21 protein-coding genes are annotated in these 21,931 nt (G+C 63.8%); 16 read left to right on the top strand and 5 right to left on the bottom strand.

Annotated features, from left to right (window positions below; translation table 11 throughout):
• Positions 1–10: 10 nt before the first annotated feature.
• From ccoO to ACCD07_RS11885, 5 genes are read left to right on the top strand one after another with little or no spacing between them, the layout of a single operon-like run.
• On the top strand, positions 11–631 hold the full coding sequence (ccoO, locus tag ACCD07_RS11905; protein ID WP_413447448.1) for a cytochrome-c oxidase, cbb3-type subunit II: 621 nt from the start codon (positions 11–13) through the stop codon (positions 629–631).
• Between the two features lies 1 nt (position 632).
• On the top strand, positions 633–809 hold the full coding sequence (locus tag ACCD07_RS11900; RefSeq protein WP_176653264.1) for a cbb3-type cytochrome oxidase subunit 3: 177 nt from the start codon (positions 633–635) through the stop codon (positions 807–809).
• The gene (gene ccoP / locus ACCD07_RS11895) at positions 802–1,749 is read left to right on the top strand and encodes a cytochrome-c oxidase, cbb3-type subunit III (protein WP_176653263.1); all 948 of its coding nucleotides are present in this window, start codon (positions 802–804) and stop codon (positions 1,747–1,749) included. The genes ACCD07_RS11900 and ccoP overlap by 8 nt, the downstream gene beginning before the upstream one ends.
• A 12-nt stretch (positions 1,750–1,761) precedes the next feature.
• Positions 1,762–3,147 carry a cytochrome c oxidase accessory protein CcoG gene (ccoG, locus tag ACCD07_RS11890; RefSeq protein WP_413447447.1) on the top strand — a complete coding sequence of 462 codons (1,386 nt, stop codon included), beginning with the start codon at positions 1,762–1,764 and terminating at the stop codon, positions 3,145–3,147.
• 10 nt (positions 3,148–3,157) lie between these two features.
• Entirely contained in the window at positions 3,158–3,676 is a 519-nt protein-coding gene (locus ACCD07_RS11885) for a FixH family protein (RefSeq protein ID WP_176653261.1), read from the top strand.
• Between the two features lie 23 nt (positions 3,677–3,699).
• On the opposite strand, the gene ACCD07_RS11880 is transcribed toward ACCD07_RS11885, so the two are convergent.
• Both ACCD07_RS11880 and ACCD07_RS11875 read right to left on the bottom strand, forming a co-directional pair.
• Complete coding sequence (locus ACCD07_RS11880; RefSeq protein ID WP_413447446.1) at positions 3,700–4,218, bottom strand: RNA polymerase sigma factor; 519 nt, start codon at positions 4,216–4,218, stop codon at positions 3,700–3,702.
• A gap of 7 nt (positions 4,219–4,225) precedes the next feature.
• Complete coding sequence (locus tag ACCD07_RS11875; protein ID WP_413447445.1) at positions 4,226–4,447, bottom strand: DUF2892 domain-containing protein; 222 nt, start codon at positions 4,445–4,447, stop codon at positions 4,226–4,228.
• A 174-nt stretch (positions 4,448–4,621) separates the two neighbouring features.
• Between ACCD07_RS11875 and ACCD07_RS11870 the strand changes: the two genes are divergently transcribed.
• From ACCD07_RS11870 to ACCD07_RS11860, 3 genes are all read left to right on the top strand, one after another.
• Entirely contained in the window at positions 4,622–8,089 is a 3,468-nt protein-coding gene (locus tag ACCD07_RS11870) for a response regulator (protein ID WP_413447444.1), read from the top strand.
• A 180-nt stretch (positions 8,090–8,269) separates the two neighbouring features.
• Positions 8,270–10,588 carry a catecholate siderophore receptor Fiu gene (locus ACCD07_RS11865; RefSeq protein ID WP_413447443.1) on the top strand — a complete coding sequence of 773 codons (2,319 nt, stop codon included), beginning with the start codon at positions 8,270–8,272 and terminating at the stop codon, positions 10,586–10,588.
• 72 nt (positions 10,589–10,660) lie between these two features.
• Positions 10,661–11,341: a Fe2+-dependent dioxygenase gene (locus ACCD07_RS11860; RefSeq protein WP_413447442.1), complete on the top strand. Its 681-nt coding sequence runs from the start codon at positions 10,661–10,663 to the stop codon at positions 11,339–11,341.
• 1 nt (position 11,342) lies between these two features.
• On the opposite strand, the gene ACCD07_RS11855 is transcribed toward ACCD07_RS11860, so the two are convergent.
• Positions 11,343–11,984 carry a TMEM175 family protein gene (locus tag ACCD07_RS11855; protein ID WP_176653255.1) on the bottom strand — a complete coding sequence of 214 codons (642 nt, stop codon included), beginning with the start codon at positions 11,982–11,984 and terminating at the stop codon, positions 11,343–11,345.
• 114 nt (positions 11,985–12,098) lie between these two features.
• Here ACCD07_RS11855 and ACCD07_RS11850 point away from each other — a divergent pair, with 114 nt between their 5' ends.
• On the top strand, positions 12,099–12,479 hold the full coding sequence (locus tag ACCD07_RS11850) for a hypothetical protein (protein WP_176653254.1): 381 nt from the start codon (positions 12,099–12,101) through the stop codon (positions 12,477–12,479).
• Between the two features lie 7 nt (positions 12,480–12,486).
• Here ACCD07_RS11850 and ACCD07_RS11845 read toward each other — a convergent pair whose 3' ends face one another.
• Together ACCD07_RS11845 and ACCD07_RS11840 are read right to left on the bottom strand one after the other, a co-directional pair.
• Positions 12,487–12,894 (bottom strand): YybH family protein, encoded by a 408-nt coding sequence (locus ACCD07_RS11845; protein ID WP_413447441.1) that lies wholly within the window; start codon positions 12,892–12,894, stop codon positions 12,487–12,489.
• Positions 12,895–12,977: 83 nt separating this feature from the next.
• Positions 12,978–14,003 (bottom strand): SDR family oxidoreductase, encoded by a 1,026-nt coding sequence (locus tag ACCD07_RS11840; RefSeq protein ID WP_413447440.1) that lies wholly within the window; start codon positions 14,001–14,003, stop codon positions 12,978–12,980.
• 62 nt (positions 14,004–14,065) lie between these two features.
• Between ACCD07_RS11840 and ACCD07_RS11835 the strand changes: the two genes are divergently transcribed.
• The 7 genes from ACCD07_RS11835 (at position 14,066) to ACCD07_RS11805 (ending at position 21,501) form a co-directional block, all read left to right on the top strand.
• Positions 14,066–15,010, top strand: coding sequence for an AraC family transcriptional regulator (locus tag ACCD07_RS11835; protein WP_353401778.1), 945 nt, complete (start codon positions 14,066–14,068; stop codon positions 15,008–15,010).
• A 142-nt stretch (positions 15,011–15,152) separates the two neighbouring features.
• A complete protein-coding gene (locus ACCD07_RS11830; protein ID WP_176653248.1) occupies positions 15,153–15,647 on the top strand; it encodes a hypothetical protein in 495 nt (164 codons plus the stop codon).
• A 38-nt stretch (positions 15,648–15,685) separates the two neighbouring features.
• Positions 15,686–16,720: a sensor histidine kinase gene (locus ACCD07_RS11825; protein WP_413447439.1), complete on the top strand. Its 1,035-nt coding sequence runs from the start codon at positions 15,686–15,688 to the stop codon at positions 16,718–16,720.
• Positions 16,717–17,469 (top strand): LytR/AlgR family response regulator transcription factor, encoded by a 753-nt coding sequence (locus ACCD07_RS11820; RefSeq protein WP_413447438.1) that lies wholly within the window; start codon positions 16,717–16,719, stop codon positions 17,467–17,469. Before ACCD07_RS11825 ends, ACCD07_RS11820 begins: the two co-directional genes overlap by 4 nt.
• Positions 17,470–17,529: 60 nt before the next feature.
• Complete coding sequence (locus tag ACCD07_RS11815; RefSeq protein ID WP_413447485.1) at positions 17,530–18,579, top strand: S41 family peptidase; 1,050 nt, start codon at positions 17,530–17,532, stop codon at positions 18,577–18,579.
• Positions 18,580–18,812: 233 nt separating this feature from the next.
• Positions 18,813–20,312: a Fic family protein gene (locus ACCD07_RS11810; protein ID WP_413447437.1), complete on the top strand. Its 1,500-nt coding sequence runs from the start codon at positions 18,813–18,815 to the stop codon at positions 20,310–20,312.
• A gap of 145 nt (positions 20,313–20,457) precedes the next feature.
• Positions 20,458–21,501 (top strand): hypothetical protein, encoded by a 1,044-nt coding sequence (locus ACCD07_RS11805; RefSeq protein WP_176653244.1) that lies wholly within the window; start codon positions 20,458–20,460, stop codon positions 21,499–21,501.
• Positions 21,502–21,931 lie beyond the last annotated feature (430 nt).

Genomic DNA, 21,931 nt, shown 5'->3' with positions numbered 1-21,931 from the left:
GGAGCACAGTATGAAATCGAAATTTTCACATGACTGGATCGAGAGAAACCCCTGGCTGCTGATCGCGCTGGTGACGCTGGTGGTCAGCGTCGGCGGCGCCGTCGAGATCGTGCCGCTGTTCTTCCAGAAATCCACCACCGAGCCGGTGGCGGGCCTGAAGCCCTATTCGCCGCTGCGCCTGGCCGGCCGCGACATCTATGTGCGCGAAGGCTGCTACAACTGCCACTCGCAGATGGTGCGTCCATTCCGCGCCGAGACCGAGCGCTACGGCCACTACTCGGTGGCCGGCGAGTTCGTCTACGACCGGCCGTTCCAGTGGGGTTCCAAGCGCACCGGTCCCGACCTGGCGCGCGTGGGCGGCCGCTACAGCGACGAATGGCACCGCACCCACCTGGCCAATCCGCGCGACGTGGTGCCGGAATCGAATATGCCCAACTACCCGTGGCTGGCGCAGACGTCGCTGGTGCCGGAATCCATCGTGCCGAAGATGAAGGCGCTCAAGCGTTTGGGCGATCCCTACACCGACGCCGAGATCGCCGCCGCCCCGGCCGAGCTGAAAGACAAGACCGAAGAAGACGCCCTGGTCGCCTACCTGCAAGGCCTGGGCACATTGATCAAGACGAGGAACTAGCATGGCTATCGACACTCTGTTTGACCGCGCCAGCAGCGTGATGACGGTGATTTCCTTCATCACCTTCGCCGGTATCCTGTGGTGGGCCTTCATCCACAACAAGGAAGCCGACTTCGCCACGGCGGCGCAACTGCCGTTCGACGACGAGGACGCTGAAAAGGAGGCCCATCATGGCTGACTTCACCAACGGCTTCTGGGACCTGTACATCGCCGTGTTGACCCTGCTCGGCATCGCCGGCTGCGGCATCCTGCTGTTCTCCCAATCGAAGGTCAAGGGCCAGCCCGGCCAGACCACCGGCCACATGTGGGACGAAGACTTGACCGAGCTGAACACGCCGATGCCGCGCTGGTGGATGTGGCTGTTCTACATCACCATCGTGTTCGGCCTGGCCTATTTGTTCCTGTACCCGGGCCTGGGCGCCTACGCCGGCAAGCTGGGCTGGAAATCGTCCGGCCAGTACCAGGCCGAGCTGAAGCAGGCCGAGACCGACTACGGCCCGCTGTTCGCGCAATACCAGAAGCAGGACCTGAAGGCGGTGGCGGCCGATCCGAAGGCGCACGCCATCGGCGAGCGGCTGTTCCTGACCTACTGCGCGCAATGCCACGGCTCGGACGCGCGCGGCAACAAGGGCTTCCCCAACCTGACCGACAAGGACTGGCTGTTCGGCGGCGCGCCGGAAACCATCAAGGAAACCATCCTGCACGGCCGCACCGGCATGATGCCGCCGATGGGCGCGGCTCTCGGTTCGGACAAGGACGTGGAAAACGTCGCGCACTACGTGCTCAGCCTGTCCGGCTCGACCGCCGATCCGATCAAGGTGGTGTTCGGCAAGGACAAGTTCGGCGCCTGCATGGCTTGCCACAGCGCCGGCGGCACCGGCAACCAAGCCCTCGGCGCGCCCAACCTGACCGACAAGATCTGGCTGTTCGGCGGCAGCGCCGAGACCGTGATGGAAACCATCCGCAAGGGCCGTACCACCACCATGCCGGCGTTCGAGGACTTCCTCGGCGACGCCAAGGTGCACGTGCTGGCCGCCTACGTGTGGAGCCTGTCGAACGACGCCGGCGCGCCGGCGGCGATACCCGCCATGGCCGCCGCGCCCGCCGCCGCGCCTTGATGGACTGATGCGATGACCGATGCAGCCCCACAAGTGATCAAGATGTACGCGGCCCGCGAGGAAATCTATCCGCGCGAAGCCAGCGGCCGCTACGCCCGCCTGCGCTGGCTGTTTGTCTGGCTGACGCAGCTGGCGTTCTACTGCACGCCGTGGCTGCAATGGAACGGTCGCCAGGCCCTGCTGTTCGACCTGGGGGCGCGCAAGTTCTACATCTTCGGCCTGGTCCTGTGGCCGCAGGACTTCATCTACCTGGCCGCGCTGCTGATCATCTGCGCCTACCTGCTGTTCCTGGCGACGGCGGTGGCGGGGCGGGTGTGGTGCGGCTTCGCCTGTCCGCAAACGGTGTACACCGAGATCTTCCTGTGGATAGAACGCAAGATCGAAGGCAAGCGCAGCGCCCGCATGCTGCTGGACCGGCAACCGCCCTCGGCGCGCAAGTTCGCGAAGAAAAGCGCCAAGCACCTGGCCTGGGGCGCGGTGGCGCTGTGGACCGGCTTCACCTTCGTCGGCTATTTCACGCCGATCAAGCTGCTGGGTGGCGAGGTGCTGAGCTTGAACTTCGGCCCGTGGGAATGGTTCTGGGTGGTGTTCTACAGCTTCGCCACCTACGGCAACGCCGGCTGGATGCGCGAACAGGTGTGCAAGTACATGTGCCCGTATGCTCGCTTCCAGAGCTCGATGTTCGACCGCGACACGCTGATCATCACCTACGACAGCGCGCGCGGCGAACCGCGCGGCCCGCTGTCGAAAACCGAAAACGGCAACGGCGGCTCCTGCATCGATTGCTCGATGTGCGTGCAGGTATGCCCGACCGGCATCGACATCCGCGAGGGCCTGCAGTATGAATGCATAGGCTGCGCCGCCTGCGTCGACGCCTGCAACGGCGTGATGGACAAGATAGGCCAGCCGCGCGGCCTGATCCGCTACAGCACCGAGCGGGCGATGCTGATGCACTACACGCCGACCGAGATCCGCCAGCGCACGCTGCGCCCGCGCGTGAAGATCTACGCCGGCATCCTGGCGCTGATCGTCATCGGCGTCGGCACCGCGCTGGCGCTGCGCACGCCGCTCAAGCTGGACGTGATCCGCGACCGCGGCGCCATGGGCCGCGAGGTCGAGGACGGCATGATCGAAAACGTCTACCGGCTGCAGATCATGAACACTTCCGAGCAGGCCCACACCTACCGCATCGCCGTCAGCGGCCTGGCAACCTTGACCCAGGTGACGCCGGACCTGGTGCGGGTCGAGGGCACCGAAACCAAGGCCCATGCGATCCGGCTGCGCACGGCGCACGGCGCCGGCCATCCGGGCTCGAACAAGATCGAGATCGAACTGACCGCGGTCGACCAACCGTCGCTGCGGGTGGAAGAACACGCGGTGTTTTTCGTGCCGCGTTAAGGAGAGCAAGATGAGCGTAACAATGACGATGGCCACGGCGACGCCGTGGTGGAAGCAGCGCTGGCCGTGGCTGCTGATGGCCGGCCCGGCGCTGGTGGTGGTGGCCGGCACCTATACCGGCTGGCTGGCGTTCTCGCAGCAGGACGCGCTGGTGGTCGGCGACTACTACAAGCAGGGCAAGGCGATCAACCAGGATTTGCGGCGCGACCGCCTGGCGTCGTCGCTGGGCCTGTCGGTGTCGCTGGGCTATGACGCCACGCAGGGCTTGCTGGCGGGGCAATTGCGCCGCCGCACCGACGATCACGGCAGGACGGAGCGGCTGTTCGTGCACCTGTCGCATGCGACATTGCCGGAAAAAGACATCAAGCTGGTGGTGCAGCCGGACGAATTCGGCGCGTTCCAGATCAACCTGCCGATGCTCGAGCGCAGCCGCTGGGTGGTGCTGGTGGAAGGCGAAAAACGCGACTGGCGGCTGGCCGGCACGTGGAGCTGGCCGGGGCAGCGCGAGGTGACGCTGAGCGCCGACTAAGCCTCGACCAGGCTACGCCGCACTCAGCCGATCAGGTATTCGCGCGCCATCAGCCTTGCACGATGCAAGCGGCTCTTGATCGCGGCCGTGGTGAGACCGAGCTGTTCGGCGATCTCGCCGATCGACAGTTCGGCAAAATCGCGCAGCAACACCACTTGCAGGTAATCGGCCGGCAGCGATTCGAGCGCGTTGACCAGTTCCAGCCGCAGGCCGGCCGTATCCTGGCTGGCCAGCCATTGCTCGGCGCGCTCGTCGTCCCACGGATCGTGGCCCAGCGCGGCGCGGCCCAGCCGGTGGCATTCGCGCTTGACGACCTGGAACAGCCAGCCGGAAAACGCGGCCAGCATGCGCACCGACGACAGCCGGCGCGACAGCACCAGCAGCGCTTCCTGCACGGCGTCGTCGACGTCGCCGATCAGGCAGTTGCGCTGGGCGTAGCGGCGGATATCGGGCTGGCACAGCCGCAGCAGCTGCGCCAGCGCCGCCGGATCGCCGCGATGGGCGGCGTCCAGCACCGGTAGATGTTGTTCGGCCAGACTCATGCGTTCCCTAGATTTTGCCTTGTTTGGCGGCGTTGTCGAGCCGGCGGCCGACCAGCGCGCACATCGGGCAGAAGCCGAACAGGCCGGAACCGGCGATGCCGGCCGCCGATGCCGCCACCACCGTGCCCCACATGCCGCCCAGCACGGCCAGGCCCAGGTAGATGGCGGCCAGGCCGGCGATGACGCGCAGCGCGCGCTCCCAGTTCGGTACGTTTTTCACATAAAACATTATGCTCTCCTTGTGTCGCAGAGGAAGTCCCTCGGCTACTAAGAGGCCGCTTCAGGCCATTTCGATTCGCGCCGTCGAAAATATTTCTTATCCTGTTGCCTTGGCCGCCCTTTGATAGGAGAATTCCCTAGCGTTTAAGACTGATCCCACCCACGCCCGATTGTGAAGGATGCGATGAAGTCACCCGGTATCAAGGCAAAAGTAGCGCTGGCCACCAGCATCACCTCCATCCTGATGATCGCGCTGGTGACGGTGGTGCAGACCCAGCGCATGCAGGAAGACTTCACCAAGGTGCTGTTCGCCCAGCAAACGGCGCTGATCAACCGCACCGCGGAAGAGCTCGACGACAAGCTGATGATGTTGCTCGACATCATCGCCGTGTCCGCCCGCAACCAGCCGCCGGGCATCGCCAGGTCCACCGACCAGCTGCGCGACTATTACCAGGACCGCGCCGTGCTGGCCTTGTTCGACGACCTGCTGGTGCTCAGCCCGCAGGGCCAGCTGATCGCCGACCTGCCGGTGGTGCCGGGCCGCGTCGGCATCAACGCCTCCGACCGCGAATACTTCAAGACGGTGATGCGCACCCGCAAGCCGATGATCACCGAACCGCTGATCGGCAAGGTCAACAAGCAACCCATCGTGCAGATGATCGCCCCGGTGCTCAACGCCAAGGGCGAGGTGGTAGGCGTGCTGATCGGCGTGCTGCGCCTGTACAAGGACAATCTGCTCGGCCATTTGCGCAACGCCAAGGTCGGCCAGAGCGGCTATTACTTCGCGCTGACCAAGGGCCCGGCGCCGGTGTATGTGCTGCATCCCGAGCTGAACCGGCTGCTGCAGCCGCGCCAGCCCAACGCCAACGCGGCCACCACGCTGGCGCTGGAGCACGGCTTTGAAGGCACGCTCGACAGCATCAACGGTTCGGGCCAGCGCGCGCTCAACAGCTACAAGTCGCTGAAATCGGTGAACTGGGTGCTGTGCGCCTCGCTGCCGGCCAAGGAAGCGTTCGAGCCCTTCGACGGCGTGCTGTACCGCCTGCTGCTGTGGAGCGGGCTGGCCTCGCTGCTGGCGGCGCTGCTGATCGGCTGGGTGACCTTGCGTCTGATGGCGCCGCTGGTCAAGCTGCGCGACGCCATCGTCGCGCTGCGCGACAATCCCGGCCGCTTCACGCCGCTGCCGACCTATGCGCAGGACGAGGTGGGCCAGCTGACCACCGCGTTCAACGACCTGATGCACGAGCGGCTGGCGGCCGACGCCCGCCTGCAAAGCCTGGTGGAATTCGCGCCGAACGCCATCGTCGTGGTCGGCGTGGACGGCGCCATCGAGACCTTCAACCGCGAAGGCGAGCGCTGCTTCGGCTACAGCCGCGACGAGGTGCTGGGCCAGCCGCTGGAAGTGCTGGTGCCGGAGCGGCTGCGCGGCCAGCACGCCGCGCATCGCCTGAAGTTCTTCGCCGACCGCCTCAGCGCCGAACCGGTGCGCATGGGCAGCGGCGCCGCGCTGTACGGCCTGCGCCGCGACGGCAGCGAGTTCCCGCTCGAGATCAACCTGAGCGCGGTGCGCACCGACCAGGGCACCAAGGTGCTGGCGGTGATCTCCGACATCACCGAACGCCTGCGCCTGCAAAGGGAAGTGGAGGCGCGCGCCGCCGAGCTGGAGCGCGAACGCGACCGCGCCGAGGCGGCCAACCGCGCCAAGAGCGAGTTCGTGGCCAATATGAGCCATGAAATCCGCACGCCGATGAACGCTGTGCTGGGCATGGCCTACCTGCTCGGCAATACCGAGCTGACCACGCAGCAGCGCAAATACCTGAGCATGGTGCGGGTGTCCGGCCAGTCGCTGCTGGGCATCCTCAACGACGTGCTGGATTTCTCCAAGATCGAGGCGCGCCACATGGAATTGTCGCCGGTGGAGTTCGCGCTGGACGATACGATGAATTCGCTGGCCACGCTGATGACGATGAACGCCGGCGACAAGGAACTGGAGCTGGCCATCAGCGTCGATCCGGCCGTGCCGCGGCACTTGCGCGGCGACGCCATGCGGCTGCAGCAGATCCTGGTCAACCTGGCCGGCAACGCCATCAAGTTCACCGAGCACGGCGAGGTGGTGGTCGGTGTCGAGCTGGAGGCGCGCGAGGACCAGCACGCGCTGCTGCGCTTCGAGGTGCGCGACACCGGCATCGGCATGACCGACAGCCAGCTGGCGCAGCTGTTCAACGCCTTCTCGCAGGCCGACCAAAGCATCACGCGGCGCTTCGGCGGCACCGGCCTGGGCCTGGCCATCACCAAGCGCTTGATTGAGCTGATGGGCGGGCAGATCGCCGTCGACAGCGTGCCGGGCCAGGGCTCGACCTTCTGGTTCAGCCTGCCGTTCGAGATCCTGCCCGAGCAGCCGGACGAGCGCCGGCGGCCCGCGCTGGGCCAGTTGCGCCTGCTGGTGGCGGACGACAACCGCACCAGCCGGGAAGTGATCGCCAAGCTGATACGGGCCTGGGGCTGGCACGCCGACGAAGTCGATTCCGGCGCGGCGGCGCTGCTGCGCTACCGCCAGGGCCAGGCGCGGCAGCAGCACTACGACGTGGTGCTGGCCGACTGGCACATGCCCGGCATGGACGGGCTGGCCACCGCCAAGGGCATACGCGCGGCGGCGGCCGGCCAGAAGCAGCCCATCGTGGTGATGGTCAATGCCTTCGCCCGCGACCGCCTGGAGGAAATCTCCAACGCGCCGGAGGCGGACGTGGTGCTGGTCAAGCCGATCACCAGTTCCAACCTGTTCGACGCGCTGCACCAGGCGCTGGCGGACAAGAGCGACGGCGCGCAACAGGCGGCTGCCGAGCAGGGCATCGCCGGCAGCCTGACCGGCGTGCGCCTGCTGCTGGTGGAGGACAACGCGCTCAACCAGGCGGTGGCGCGCGGCATCCTGGAGCTGGCCGGCGCCGAGCTGGACGTGGTGGGCGACGGCAGCCAGGCGGTCGAGCTGCTGCGCGCCGGCGCCAACCACTACGACCTGGTGCTGATGGACATGCAGATGCCGGTGATGGACGGCTTTACCGCCACCAGCATCCTGCGCAAGGAACTGCGGCTGACGCTGCCGATCATCGCCATGACGGCGGGCGTGCTCGGTTCCGAGCGCCACCGCTGCACCGAGGTCGGCATCACCGACTTCATCCCCAAGCCGATCGAGGTGGAGGAAATGATGGTCGTGCTGCTGCGCAACCTGCCCGCCAGGCTGGACGCGGCGGCGGCGCCTGAACCTCCGCCGGAACCGCCGCCAGCCCCCGTCGACGAAGCCAGCATCTTCAATATGGACAGCCTGATGCGGGTGATGGGCAAGGATCCCAAGGGCCGCCTGGTGATGTTCAAGATGGTGCGCGGCGCCCTCGACACCGGCATGGCGCCGGTCGACCTGGCCGGCGAGGCCCTGCAGGAAGGGCGGCTGCGCGACGCGGCCCGCGCCTTCCACAGCCTGCGCGGCGCGGTCGGGGTGCTGGGCGCCAAGCGCCTGGTCGAGGCCACCATCGCCGCCGAGGACGCCATCAATGGCCAGCGCAACGACGAGCTCGACGAACGCTACCGGGCGGTGCGCGCCGAGCTGGAACAGACGCTGGCGCGGGCCCGCGCCTGGCTCGAACGCGAGCAATCCTGAGCGCCGGCCGTGATGGCGGCGTTACAAACGAATAGTATTGATAATAATTCGCATTTACAAATGTAAGGAAACTTGCTATTCTTATCGGGTTGAAATACAGCCAACCCGGCAGCCAGACGCGGTCTTCAGAGAAGAATCAAGCGCAGCCAGCCGCTATATTCTTTGAGAAAGACGCCTGAAATGATCAAGAGCCGCAAACACGCGCAATCGCGCTTCAACCAACATATGGGTGCGGCGCTGGCCGTGATGCTGCTGCCGGTGGCCGCCCACGCCGCCGAGAAGGGCGACGCCGGCGCGCCGGTGATCGTGGCCGGCGCCAACCAGACGCTGCAGGAAATCAAGGTCCAGGGCAGCACCCTCAACGATTTCAAGGCCGACAAGGCCTCGTCCGCCAAGTACACCGAAAAACTGGTCGACACCGCCCAGTCGATCAGCGTCATCAAGAAGGAGCTGATCGAACAGCAAGGCGCCGTCACGCTGACCGAAGCGCTGCGCAACACGCCGGGCGTGGGCGCCTTCTTCCTCGGCGAAAACGGCAGCACCAACACCGGCGACGCCATCTACATGCGCGGCTTCGACGCCTCCGGCAGCATCTACGTCGACGGCGTGCGCGACGTCGGCTCGATCTCGCGCGACACCTTCAACATCGAACAGATCGACGTGCTCAAGGGCCCGGCCGGCACCGACAACGGCCGCAGCTCGCCGACCGGCTCGATCAACCTGGTCAGCAAGCAGCCGCTGCTGGAAAACGCCTACAGCGGCGCCGTCACCTTCGGCAGCGGCCGGCAAAAGCGCGCCAGCGCCGACCTCAACCAGGTGATCAACGCCGACACCGGCACCGCCTTCCGCCTCAACATCCTCGACCAGGACAGCGGCAATCCGGCGCGCGACGTGGTCAAGAACAAGCGCTGGGCCGTCGCGCCGACGCTGGCGTTCGGCCTGAACAGCCCGACCCGCGTCTACCTGGACTTGCTGCACGTTAAGCAAAACAACATCCCCGACGGCGGCGTGCTGACCATCGGCCTGCCGGGCTACACCACGCCGGACGCCACCCGTCCGTTCCTGAGCAGCGCCAAGCCGGTCGATCCGAACAACTTCTACGGCTCGACGCTGGACCATGACGACGTCAAGGCCGACATGTTCACCGTGCGCGTCGAGCACGACTTCGCCGGCGGCGCCAGGCTGCAGAACACCACCCGCTGGGGCAAGACCACGCAAAGCTATCTGCTGACCTCGTTCACGGCGACCACCGCCAACCTGCCGACGGCCACCGTGAACAAGGACAGCAATCCCGACAGCTGGACCCTGAAGCGCACCAACCTGAACTTCAAGGACCAGTCGAACGAGATCGTCACCAACCAGACCACCATCACCTTCGACGCTGTCACCGGCGCGGTCAGGCACACCATCGTCGGCGGCCTCGAGCTGACCAACGAGAAGCAGCTGAACTACACCTGGGCGGCCATCTCCGGCGCGCTGCCGGACACCAGCATCTACCACCCGAACCCGAACGCGCCGGTCACGCTGACCTACGGCCGCAACGGCGCCAACGGCAACGGCCAGACCAGCACCGAGAGCGTGTACGCCTTCGACACCGCCAAGTTCGGCGACCAGTGGATCATCAACGGCGGCGTGCGCGTCGACCACTACAACACCACCTTCAACGGCATCGCGCTGCAGGCGGCGGCCACGCCGCAAGTGCTGCCGATCGGCACCAGGATCCCGACCTCGCTGGAATCGGGCGACAACCTGATCAACGGCAAGCTGTCGGTGCTGTTCAAGCCGACCGCCGAGAGCAGCGTCTACGGCCTGGTCGCCACGTCGAAAGCTCCACCGGGCGGCAATACCTTCACGCTGAGCACGGCGGCCAACAGCGCCGCCAACCCGAACTACGATCCGCAGGTGACCACCAACTACGAGTTCGGCACCAAGTGGGATCTGCTGAAGCAGAAACTGTCTCTGTCGGCCGCCGCCTACCGCACCGAAGTGAAGAACGAGATCGAAGTCGATCCGACCGACTCGACCAAGTTCTACCAGAACGGCAAGAAGCGCGTGCAGGGCATCGAGCTGGGCGTGACCGGCGAACTGATGCGCAACTGGCTGATCAGCGCCGGCTACACCCGCATGTCGACCAGCATCGAATCGGGCAAGCTGACCACCGCCAGCGGCGAGAACGCGCTGACCTACACGCCCAAGCAGGCGTTCACCGCATGGACCTCGTACACGCTGCCGATGGGCCTGCAGATCGGCGGCGGCGCCCGCTTCAGCGACAAGCTGCTGCGCGGCACCGACGGCGCCGTCGGCACCCCGGCCTACGCCGATTCATACTGGGTCTACGACGCCATGGCTTCGTACCCGCTCAACAAGCACGTCGACCTGCGCCTGAACGTCTACAACCTGGCCGACAAGCAGTATGTGCAGGCGATCAACAAGTCGGGCTACCGCTACACCCCGGGCGCGCCGCGCTCGGCCAGCGTGACGGCCAACTTCAAGTTCTAAGCGCCGCACCCGCTGTCGTGTAGCTGGGCCCCGACCTCACCGGCGGGGCTTTTTCATTTTAAGGAGATGATCATGATGCTGCATATTCCCGCCGTGCTGAGCCGCGAACAGGTGGCCGCGATGCGGCGCCGCCTCGACCAGTCGGACTGGGTGGACGGCCGCGCCACCGTCGGCGCCCAGGGCGCGCAGGTCAAGCAGAACCGCCAGCTGGCCGAGGGCTCGGCGCTGGCGCAGGAACTGGGCGCGATCGTGCAGGCGGGGCTGGCGCACAGTCCGCTGTTCTTCTCCGCCGCGCTGCCGCTGCGCACCTGTCCGCCGCTGTTCAACAGCTACGCCGGCGGCGAGCACTACGGCGCCCATGTCGACGGCTCGATGCGGCGCATGACGCCGGGCGGCCAGTGGCTGCGCACCGACGTCTCGTCGACCTTGTTCCTCAGCGATCCGGACGAATACGACGGCGGCGAGTTGATCGTCACCGACGCGTATGGCGAACATGAGGTCAAGCTGCCGGCCGGCGATCTGATTTTATATCCGTCCACCAGCGTGCACCGGGTCGAGCCGGTCACGCGCGGGGCGCGGGTGTGTTCCTTCTTCTGGACCCAGAGCATGGTGCGCGACGACATGCGCCGCGGCATGCTGCTGGAGCTGGACCAGAACATCCAGAGCCTGCGCGCGCGGCTGGGCGACTGTGCGGAACTGGTCGGCCTGACCGGCCATTATCACAACCTGCTGCGGCAGTGGAGCGAGGTCTGACTCAGGCCGCAGCCGGCGCATAACGGCGCTCGACGCGGTTGCCGATCGGACGCAGCGTGGACATCAGCACGAACACGGCGTTGGACAGGCGCGGCTCGTAATAACTGATGACGGCGGCCAGCGCCGCAATCGCCATCACGCCGCAACTGCGCACCACTGTCGCGCGGTAGGCGCCTTCCGCCATCGGATGCACGCACAGGCCGGGATGGTGATAAATGCGGCGCGCCAGCAACAGCGCGGACACGCCCATCCAGATCATCACGCCGGAATAGATCAGCTGGCCGGTAAAGGAAGGGAACTGGCTGTTGACCGCCGAGGCGAACGGCAGCAGCGCGGCGCCGGCCAGGTTGAGGATGGTCAGCCACAGCAGGCCCGGATCGGCGTGGCGCACGTAGCTGTACAGGCGATGGTTGGCGATCCAGAAGATCGCCAGCACGAAAAAGCTGATCAGCCACGAAATCAGGTTGGGGATCAGGCCCACGAGGACGCCGCGCAACTCCGCCTCGCCGGCAAGATGGGCATGCTCGGGCAGGCGCAGATCGATCACCAGCAAGGTCATGGCGACGGCGAAAATGCCGTCGACCAGCGCTTCGATGCGGTGCTTGCTCAGCTGCGGGTGGCTGTCGTGGCTCAGGTCGGTCATCGGTGATCCTGTTGTTAATTGAACAGCCGCCATTTTTGCCGCGAAATGTGAAAATTGCAACAACGACCGGTTCCGGTGTATCGTGCTGGCCTGTCCAACATCTTCGATAACGCCATGACCAAACTCTCCGCCGTAACGGCCCTGCTGACATCGCTCCTATGCGCGGGCTGCATGACTATCATCCCGCAGTCGCCCAATGCGTCCGCGCGCAGCGGCGGCGCGGCGGTGTGCGAAACGTCGGCGGACGGCCGACAGGTGAGCTGCGGTGGCGCCGCGGAACTCTGCGGCAAGTCGGCGGACGGCCAGCAGGTCGCCTGCGGCGGCCGCGCCGAATACTGTGAGAAATCCGCCGACGGCCGCGCGGTGGCCTGCGGCGGCCGGGCTCAAGTCTGCGAACGCTCAGCCGACGGGCGTGCCGTCGCCTGCGGCGGCCAAGCCCAGACGTGCCTGAAATCGGCCGACGGCATGGCCGTGGCCTGCGGCGGCGCCAGGTAAGCGCCCGTCAAGCCCCGGTTGCCTTGGTCTGCGCGGCCAGGCGGGTCGCGTGATAGCGATCGATGCGCCAGGCGTCGCCTTCGCGTTTGAAGACCGCCGTTTCCAGAAAACCGTATGCGGTTTCCTTGCCATCGTTGGCGATCCAGACGGCATCGTTGCGCACCGTGGTCCAGGCGACGTCGCCCTGCACCTGGGTGCGAAACCCGTGCAGAAACGCCCGTTGCCGCCCCAGCGCGGCGCTGGGTGTCAGCAACGCCAGCAAGGCGGCCTTATCGAAGATACGGTCATGCTCGATCTTGACGAATTCCGCTGTCAAGCCGGCGTCGACCGCGTCCCAGTCATGGGCCTCCAGCGCGCGGTGCCAGTCCATCAGGGCCGCCTCGGCGGCGCGGGCGTCAGACTCAAGGATATGCATGGCCGATTCCCTTGGGGTTGTTGTTGCGGAAGGAGCCTAAAGGTTAGCACGGAGATGTATTGACCGCTGCTATTGACCGTTGCTTATCTCAGCAGGCCAAGCTGGATCAGGCTGCCGGCGGTGGAGACGATGGCCTCCTCCCGCGATCGCGGCGTCCAGCCGAGCAGACGGCGCGCCTTTTCGCCGGTGGCGTTCAGGTTCAGTCCCAGCAGCGGCGTGACTCCTTTCAATGACGGATTGCCCAGGGCGCCAAGGCGCACCAGCCAGTTCGGCAATACCCGCGTCGATACCTTGCCGGCGGCGGGGCCCATACGATGCCGCAACACCCTGGCGATGTCGGCCAGCCACATGCTTTCGCCGGCGATGGCGAGGAAGCGCTGACCGCTCGCCGACGGATGCGTCATGGCGCGCAGGTGCAGGTCGGCCACGTCGCGCACATCGACCAGGCCGGTATTGATGCGCGCGCAGGCCTGTCCCTCCATCATGCCCTTGATCAGGCGGATGGAATGCGAGTAGTCGGCGCCGAGCGCCGGGCCGAGCACGGTGACCGGGTTGACGGCGGAGAGCTCGAGCCCGCCGCCTTCCCGGGCGATGAAATCCCAGGCCGCGCGCTCGGCCAGCGTCTTCGATTTCTGATAAGGCCACACCTTGCCGCTCAGATCGCTCCAGTCGGTCTCGTCGAACGGGCGCTCCATCTGCTTGTGTCCGGCGCAGACCGCGCCGAAGGCGGAGGTCAGCACCACGCGCTCGACCCCGGCATCGCGCGCCGCGCGCAGCACGCGAAGATTGCCTTCGACGGCGGGCTGGATCCAATCCTCCTCGCGGGTCTGGTCGCCCGACGGCGTCGGCGAGGCGCCGTGCAGCACATAGGCGCAGCCGGCGGCGGCCTCGGCCCAGCCGCCGTCCGCGGTGAGATCGGCCACAACGAAGGACAGGTGGTCATCCGGCCGCATTCCGCCGGTCTTGAGGTTATCCCGTACTTCCGCTTCCCGCGCCAGCGAGCGGACGGTGGTGCGTACCTGATATCCGTCGCGCAGCAGCGCCAGGATGCAGTGCTGGGCGATGAACCCGGTGCCACCGGTGACGAGTACTGGTTTTTCTTTGTTCATATAAATCTCCTTGGTCCGAAAAAACGGCAAGGGAATGATATGGCGGGAATTTGGTACTGTGAATGCTTCAAAATGCGCGCTACTTGTGCGATAGTACAAAAATGAGCACCGATCCTTTTTCCGACATTCTCAAATTCACCAACGCCGAATCGCTGGTCACCGGCGGTTTCAAGGCGGGAGGGAGGTGGGCCGTCCGTTTTCCTGCGCCGGAAAAAATCAAGTTCTTTGCGGTGGTAAAGGGCGCTTGCTGGGTAAGCATAGACGGCGAAGCGGAACCGGTGCGTTTTGAAACGGGGGACGTCGGCCTGTTGACCGCCAAGCGCTCTTTCGTGCTGGGCAGCGATCCCGATGCGGTGCCGGTCGACGCAATGAGCGTGTTTGCCGGCGGCAGCGCGACGCTGGGCGACGGCAACGATTTCGAGCATATCGGCGGCCACGTGCTGCTCGACCCGGCCAGCGGCCGCTTGCTGGCGGACGTACTGCCGCCCTGGATACACGTGCCGGCTGCGTCACCGCAGGCGACCACCTTCCGCTGGCTGCTCGACCAGCTGGTGGAAGAGGGCGTTGCCCAGCTGCCAGGTGCGCAGCTGGTATCGGCGCAACTCGCGCAGCTTCTCTTCATCCAGATAGTGCGCGCCCACCTGAAGACCACCAGCGCCATGCCCAGCGGCTGGCTGCGGGCGCTGGGCGATCCACGCATCGCGCCGGCGCTGCGCTTGATGCACGGCGATCCCGCCCGCGCCTGGCATCTGGAGGAACTGGCCAAGGCCTGCGCGATGTCCCGCACCTCGTTCGCGGTGCATTTCCGGACCGTCGCCGGCGTGGCGCCGCTGACCTATCTGACCGAATGGCGCATGCGCCTAGCCGAACGCGCCTTGCGGGACGAAACCACGCAGGTCGCCGTGGTCGCCCGTTCGCTCGGCTATACGTCCGAGAGCGCCTTCAGCAACGCCTTCAAACGCCTCAACGGCAGCTCACCCAAGGCGTACAGGAACGCCATGCGCTGACCACTGATAACAGCGGCTTAGTCCTCGTTTGACTGCCAAGTTTTAACCAACCGGTCGCAGTTTATGCACGGGTCGGCGCATTCGGCTAGACCACGGTCCGGCTATCGCCTAAGGTGAAAACTTTCATACCTCGGGACTTTCCATGCGCGTTTTACTTTCCCTCACCCTTCTTGCATTGTGCCTGGCCAGCCCGGTACATGCCGCGGATAAACCTGCCGGCGCCCATGCGGCCGACATCGCGCCAATAGAAAAGGTGGTCGAGCAATTCAAGGCTGCAATCATCGCTCGTGACGGCAATACCCTTGCCAACCTCTTCCTGCAGAACCACGACAGTTGGTTGTCGGTTGCCGACGAGGCGAAATGGGAGAAGGTGAAGGCGCTCAATCCGCAGGCGCCCAAGGTGTTCCCTTCGAGCTGGAAGAAGTTCTCCAAATTTATCCAGGACGCAAAGGTGCCAGTCGAGGAGCGCTTCTACAACGTGCGCATCGATACCAATGGCGCTGTCGCCTCGGTCTGGTTCGATTTCGACTTCCTTGTCGACGACAAGGTGACCAATCGCGGCAGCGAGAGCTGGCAGATGGTGCGCTCGGAAGATGGCTGGAAGATCAGCTCAATGCTTTTTTCGATAGGTGACTGACACGATACAATGACCAGATTGCATTCTGGAAACCCAACGTGAAAGTCGAAACCCCCTTGCTCGTTCCCGTGCTGGCCGCACTGCCGGTTTGCGCCTGCATGGCCATCCTCGGCCTGCCCGCCTTCGGTCATGGCAATGTGGTTGCCTTCCGTACGCTTTTCTTTGTCGCCTGCCTGGCATGGCTGATTCCGCTGACGCTGCTGCAGCGGGCCATGTGGCGCCGCGAGTGGCCCTGGCTGCGGATGGCGCTGGTGCTGCTGGTAACCAGCTACGCGATGTCGATCTTGAATGCCGTGATGGGGCAGCGCCTTGCGATCTCGCTCGGGCTGATAACCGGCTACCACTGGGACGAGCTCACCCGGGGTCTGGATGGCTGCTGGCTGGCGCTGACTTCGTTCTGCGCGGCCCATGCGGTGGCGGCCTATTACCTGTCGCTGCAACAGGTCCGCTTGCATCTCGCCCAGGCGCAAAGCGCGGCCCGCGACGCCGAGCTGCGCGCGCTGCGACTGCAGGTCAATCCGCATTTCCTGTTCAACTCCCTGAACGCGATTTCCGCGTTGGTGTCTGCCCAGTCCAACCGTGAAGCCAACCGCATGCTCGCGTGCGTGGCCGACTTCCTGCGCGCCACCCTTGCCCACGACGGCCGCCACGAGCATTCGCTGGCCGATGAACTGGCCCTCCTCGACGCCTACCTCGCCATCGAAAAGGCGCGCCTCGGCGAGCGCCTGCGCCTGACGATGAAGGCCGGCCCGGATCTGCTGGACAGCGTCGTGCCCTACCTCGTGCTGCAGCCGCTGGTCGAGAATGCGATCCGCCACGGCATCGCAGCGCTGGCCGCTCCCGGGCGGCTCGACATTCTGGTCGAGCGCGCCGGGGCGCGCCTGCTCATCGGCGTGCAGAACGACGGCCAACAGCCCGCGCACGAGGGAAGCGGCATCGGCCTGGCCAACGTAAGGGAACGCCTGCGCCACCTGTACGGCGAGGATCAAGAGGTGGACGCAGGTTGGCGTGCGGATGGCCGCTTCCACGTGCGCATCTCCATGCCTCTGCGCGGTATGGAGGCGGCGGCATGAACATCCGGGTCGTTATCGTCGACGACGAGCCGCTGGCCAGACTGGCGGTCAAAGCCAGGCTGGCGCGGCGCGGCGCCTTCGAGCTGGTTGGCGAATTCGACGACGGCGCCAGCGCTTACGAAGGTATTGTGGCGCTGAAGCCCGACCTGGTGTTTGTCGACGTCGAGATGCCGGGCAAGAGCGGTCTCGACGTGCTGGCCGCGTTGCCGCCGGCGCAGCGGCCGATGGCGATCCTGCTCACCGCCTACGAAGGCTTCGCCCTGCAAGCTTTCGAACTGGCCGCCCTCGATTACCTGCTCAAGCCGGTCGATGACGAACGCTTCGACGAAGCCCTTGACCGCGCTCAGCAGGCTTTTCCCTACCGCGGCCATGGCCGCGCCGCGCCAGCGACAGCAACGGCGATGCGCAGCTTCAGTGTGCGGATAGGATCGCGTACGGTGCTGGTACCGGTTGCTGAAGTCGAGCGCATCGAGGCCGACGGCGACTACGCCTCCCTGCATGCGAATGGCAAGACCTGGCTGGTGCGTGAACGCCTGCACAACCTGGCCATGCAGCTCGATCCGCGCCAGTTCCACCGTGTGCACCGCTCGTCCATCGTGCGGCTGGACATGATCGCCGAGATGCGTTCGCTCACAAACCGGGACGCCATGCTGCGCCTGCGCGACGGCAGTGTGCTGCGCGCCAGCCGCACCTATGTGCCCGCTCTGGCGGATGCGCTGCAACAGCTCAACATGAGACCCGATTCGTAGTTCAACTTGGAGGAATGTATGCTGGGTAGAAAGAAGTTTGTCGCAGGCGTTGTGTTGAGCATGCTGCTGTCGTTTCCCGCCTTCGCGGCGGACACCCCGTTGAACGCGTCCGATCGCGACGCGATCGTGCAGACACTGGTAGCGAAAATGAACGCGAATTACATCGATCCCGCCGTGGCCGAACGGGTCAGCCATGCGATTGCAGGCAAAAATGCCAAGGGAGGCTATGCGTCCGCCGCCAGCGCGCAAGCGCTCAGTGAGGCATTGGCGAAGGACTTGCGCGAATTCAGCGGCGACAAACATTTCGGCGCCGGGATTTACGAAGGTTTTCGTGAGTCCAACAATACCGCCGACGTGCCCAGCCGCGCCAAGATGGAAGAATGGCGCGAGCGGAGCGCACGGCGGGGTTATGATATCCAGAAAATCGAACGCCTTCCCGGCAACGTCGGCTACATTGAGCTGCGCGCCTTCGGAGGCCCCGAGTTCGTCGGCCAGGCGTATACGTCAGCGATGCAGCTCATGGCCGGGACGGATGCGTTGATCCTCGACCTGCGCCGCAACGGTGGCGGGAGCCCGGCCAGCGTGGCCTATCTGATGAGCCATTTCTTCCCGCTCGGCGACGAGCGACACCTGATTGACATCTACAATCGCCCGGACAATACGACGCAGCAGTTCTGGACGGTGCCGACGGTCGCACAACGTTACGACAAGCCCGTGTACGTGTTGACCTCGGCGCGCACGTTTTCCGGCGGGGAGGATTTTGCGTATGGCATGCAGGTGCAGAAGCGCGGGACGCTGATCGGTGAGACCACCGGCGGCGGTTCAAATCCCATTGGCTGGTACAGCGTAGGGAACGAGATTGCTGTCGCGATCCCGACCTCGCGCACGACCAACTTCGTCACCAAAACCAACTGGGAACACGTCGGCGTGAAACCGGACATCGCCGTGCCTGCGGCGCAGGCGCTGCAGACGGCGCACGCCGCCATCCTGCGCAACCTGGCAGCGTCCGCAAAGGACGATAAGGAGCGCACGGAACTGCAGCGCCTGCTCGCGATGGTGGAGAAAGGGGAGTCCGAGAAGCCGGTCTACACGCTCAGGGGGGAGCGTTAAACCTTGATGCCACAAATGGTGATTCGCCATGAGTCGGTGAGGACTTCGCCTGGCCAGAATAAGACATCAATCCGACAAAACTCCGTCGAATACGACTTTTTTTGGACGTACTGGAGGTTCTCGCCGCGCGTACTCGCATAAATTCCGACAGCCCTTGATTGGTCGATTAGCACACTTTTTCGACAAAATCAGTCACAATATGTCATTTTTCAGACAATCATCGGGGGCTCGCTGTGGCAATCGCGCAAAAATCCGACGTATCACTGTCAGAAATCATTTTCACGGGCGGAGGCGATGCTGCAGCGGATCGCCGAATTCTACGTCTCGCCGGCGACGGCCGCTTGTTGAAGTTGTATCAGGGGATTTATACCAGCAACCTGAGCAGTCCACCTGAATCAATAGTCCAGCGGCACTGGGCAAGTATTGTAAGCCACCTCCTGCCGCAGGGTGTACTTAGCTATAGAAGCGGCTTAGATGCAAAGCCTTTTGAGGGACGCATCTATATCACCCGCGGAGATCGCGCGCGCACGATTGAGCTCCCAGGCCTGGTTATCAAGGTTATTCCTGGGCATGGCGCCGTCGACGGTGATGTCCGCTACAAGGAGCTCTTTCTGGCTGGCCAGGCCCGATGGCTGTTGGAGAACTTGGCTGTTGGCCGGGGTGTCGGTGAGCGAGTTCTGTCTCAAACCGCACTCGAAGCGGAGCTGGACAAGATGCTCTCGATTCGAGGGGAGTATCACTTCAACCAGCTCAGGGATACTTGTCGCGAGCTAGCCGATAAGCTTGGCCGTGAGAAGGAGTTCAAGCGGCTGGACGGCATTATGAGCGCACTGCTGGGCACGCATGCGACCAATAAGCTCTCGAGCAAGCAGGCTCTCGCGCGTGCGGCCGGGCGGCCGTACGATCCAACAAGACTTGACCTCTTCACCACCCTGTTCAGCAGCTTGCGGGCCGCGGTTTTCCCGGAGGTGCCCTCCAACGCTGAAAAAGGTGTCGCGCGCGAAAACTTTGCGTTCTTCGAGGCCTACTTCTCGAACTACATCGAAGGCACCACGTTCCTGGTGAGCGAGGCCGAGGAAATTGTCTTCGAGGGCAAGATCATCCAGAACCGAGCGGAAGATTCGCATGACATCCTCGGAACATTCCATGCTGCTATGGGGGCGCCGTGGCGTGACCAGCCTGCCGCCACGGCCGATGAATTCCTGGACTGGCTCAAGAGCGTCAATGCGCTGGTGATGCACTCCAGGCACGACAAAAATCCAGGCCAATGGAAGACCCTGAATAACCAGGCGGGGACAACCATGTTTGTGGTTCACGAGCTGGTGCAAGGAACACTGAGAGAGGGCTTCGATCTGATTAGGGCACTGGAGGCCCCCATGGCTCGCGCCTTAATGACAATGTTTGTTATCTCGGAAGTTCACCCCTTCATGGACGGCAATGGTCGCACGGCACGCCTGGCTATGAACTGCGTGCTGAGCGCCGCTGGTAGGTCGCGCATAATCGTCCCGACGGTTTACCGTGAGGATTATCTTTTGCCTTTGAAGAGTCTTTCGAACAATGCTGATGCGACGCCGTACATTCGGGCAATGACCCGCATTCAGGAGTGGACAGCCGCGTTTAACTATTCGCAGCCGCGCCAAGACCTCTATGAGCAGCTCAAGCGGTGCAATGCTTTCGAGGAGGACCTGCGGCATTACCGGCTGATTTTTCCAGAGACGTCCGCAGCGGCCTGAACGGGGTCGCGCCAAGCAGTTGGAGGATAAATGTCTTGTTCAAAATTTGCATGACAGAGACACGTGCTGAAAATAAACTTGACCTATGGTACGGCGTGCATTCGCAGGCCGCAACAAAGTTCATTTTCGAAGAAAGGCATCAACGTTGAGCCCACAGATTTTTATCCGATTGTTTCTCATTCTCGCCGCCGCATTTCTGATTCTCAAGTCTTTCGATTATTACCCGACGCAGTCGGGGGCAGTCTTGTTTTTCATCTTCTTCTGCTGCGTTGTTAGGCACGCCGTAGGTCAAGTGCGCAAGGTGACGTGGTACAACAAGTGGTCGATGGTACGCAGGCTTCGCCAAATGCGTAAAGTCTACCTCGCATCACCTGTGGCCTTGGCGTTGTACTCAGTCTGCGCAGCCTTCTGCTGCGCGGTACCACTGGTCCATTTGTTTCGTTGGATGACAGTAGGCCTCATTTGCATGAGCGTGGCGGGCATTGTGCTGTGCGCAGCAACCATTGCCGACTGGTACACACGATTGAAGTACCTGCTTGAGTCGAAGTTGGCCACGCGCGCAATCATTGCCATAGTTGGATTCTTGGGTACGGCCACAATCTTCACGTCCAACGTAATTGCCAATCACCTCGCATTCACCGTCTCCCAGGCCGACCCTGCGAAGATGCCGGAGTTCGTGCGCCTCGTATCGGCGGTGGTCTATCCGTTCTCGTTGGCATTGGTCGTGTCAGGATTCCTTGTGGTGGTGATGGGGATGCAATCAGTAGCGATGATTCTGGGCGCTTGGACGACGACGTTGGTCCGTAATCTGACTGGCGCAGCGCCCCCATTGCTGCAGAAGAAGGTGGAGAATATGGCCTATCGTCTGATTACCGGCCGCCGGCCGCCGACGTACCGCCCATGGTGGGACAAGATGGCAGGCACATTCCAGTTCGTTCTGCGGCCGATTGGCACTGGCGCTCTGGCCATTTTCGTAGTGATGGCCGGTGTTGCCATTGCGCGCGTGGGGTCGTTTGTGCCGATGCCGTATATCCAGGAGGCGCTCGTGACGACCCAGTACCACTCGAAGCATAAGTGCGAAAACGTTGACCCGGCGGCATTCATCTCGTTCCAGGACGACGGCTACGTCTCAGTGGCTATGAAGAGTGAAGGAAAGTACACATTCGAAAACAAGAAGTGCCATAGCTGAAATTCCATGCCTGCAGCCGCATTCACTGAAAAATTGAGAGCGCTCAGGGGCTTCACGAACGCATAATACGAGGGTCAACCAACAGGGAAATAAAACCGTTTGCGACCGCGCTTCATGCAGCTTTCCGAGAGAATCTTCCCCCGGAAAATAGCGCTTTCATTTCCTGTTCAAGGCACGCTTTTATTTATCGCTCACACAGCTGAATAGATCAAATTATGTTTGTCAGATCCGTGTCTGTAAAATCAACAGCTTAGGCATGTTACCGGTCCGTCAATGTTTGTCAAATCTCGCTCTGCGGTAGTTGGGATGCCCTGTTGACATGCCGCCAATGTTTGTCAAATTGCGCCACGCAAACGCTCAAAACAGTAGTTGGCGACCATCAGTGGCCGATACCAGTTCCACCAGCCGAACGCGCCCTTGTGCCCAACCG

Source organism: Duganella sp. Dugasp56 (genome assembly GCF_047304105.1).
Lineage (GTDB): Bacteria > Pseudomonadota > Gammaproteobacteria > Burkholderiales > Burkholderiaceae_D > Rugamonas > Rugamonas hordei.
Note: the sequence above shows the minus strand (reverse complement) of the source record. Positions and strands in the feature narration are given on the sequence as shown.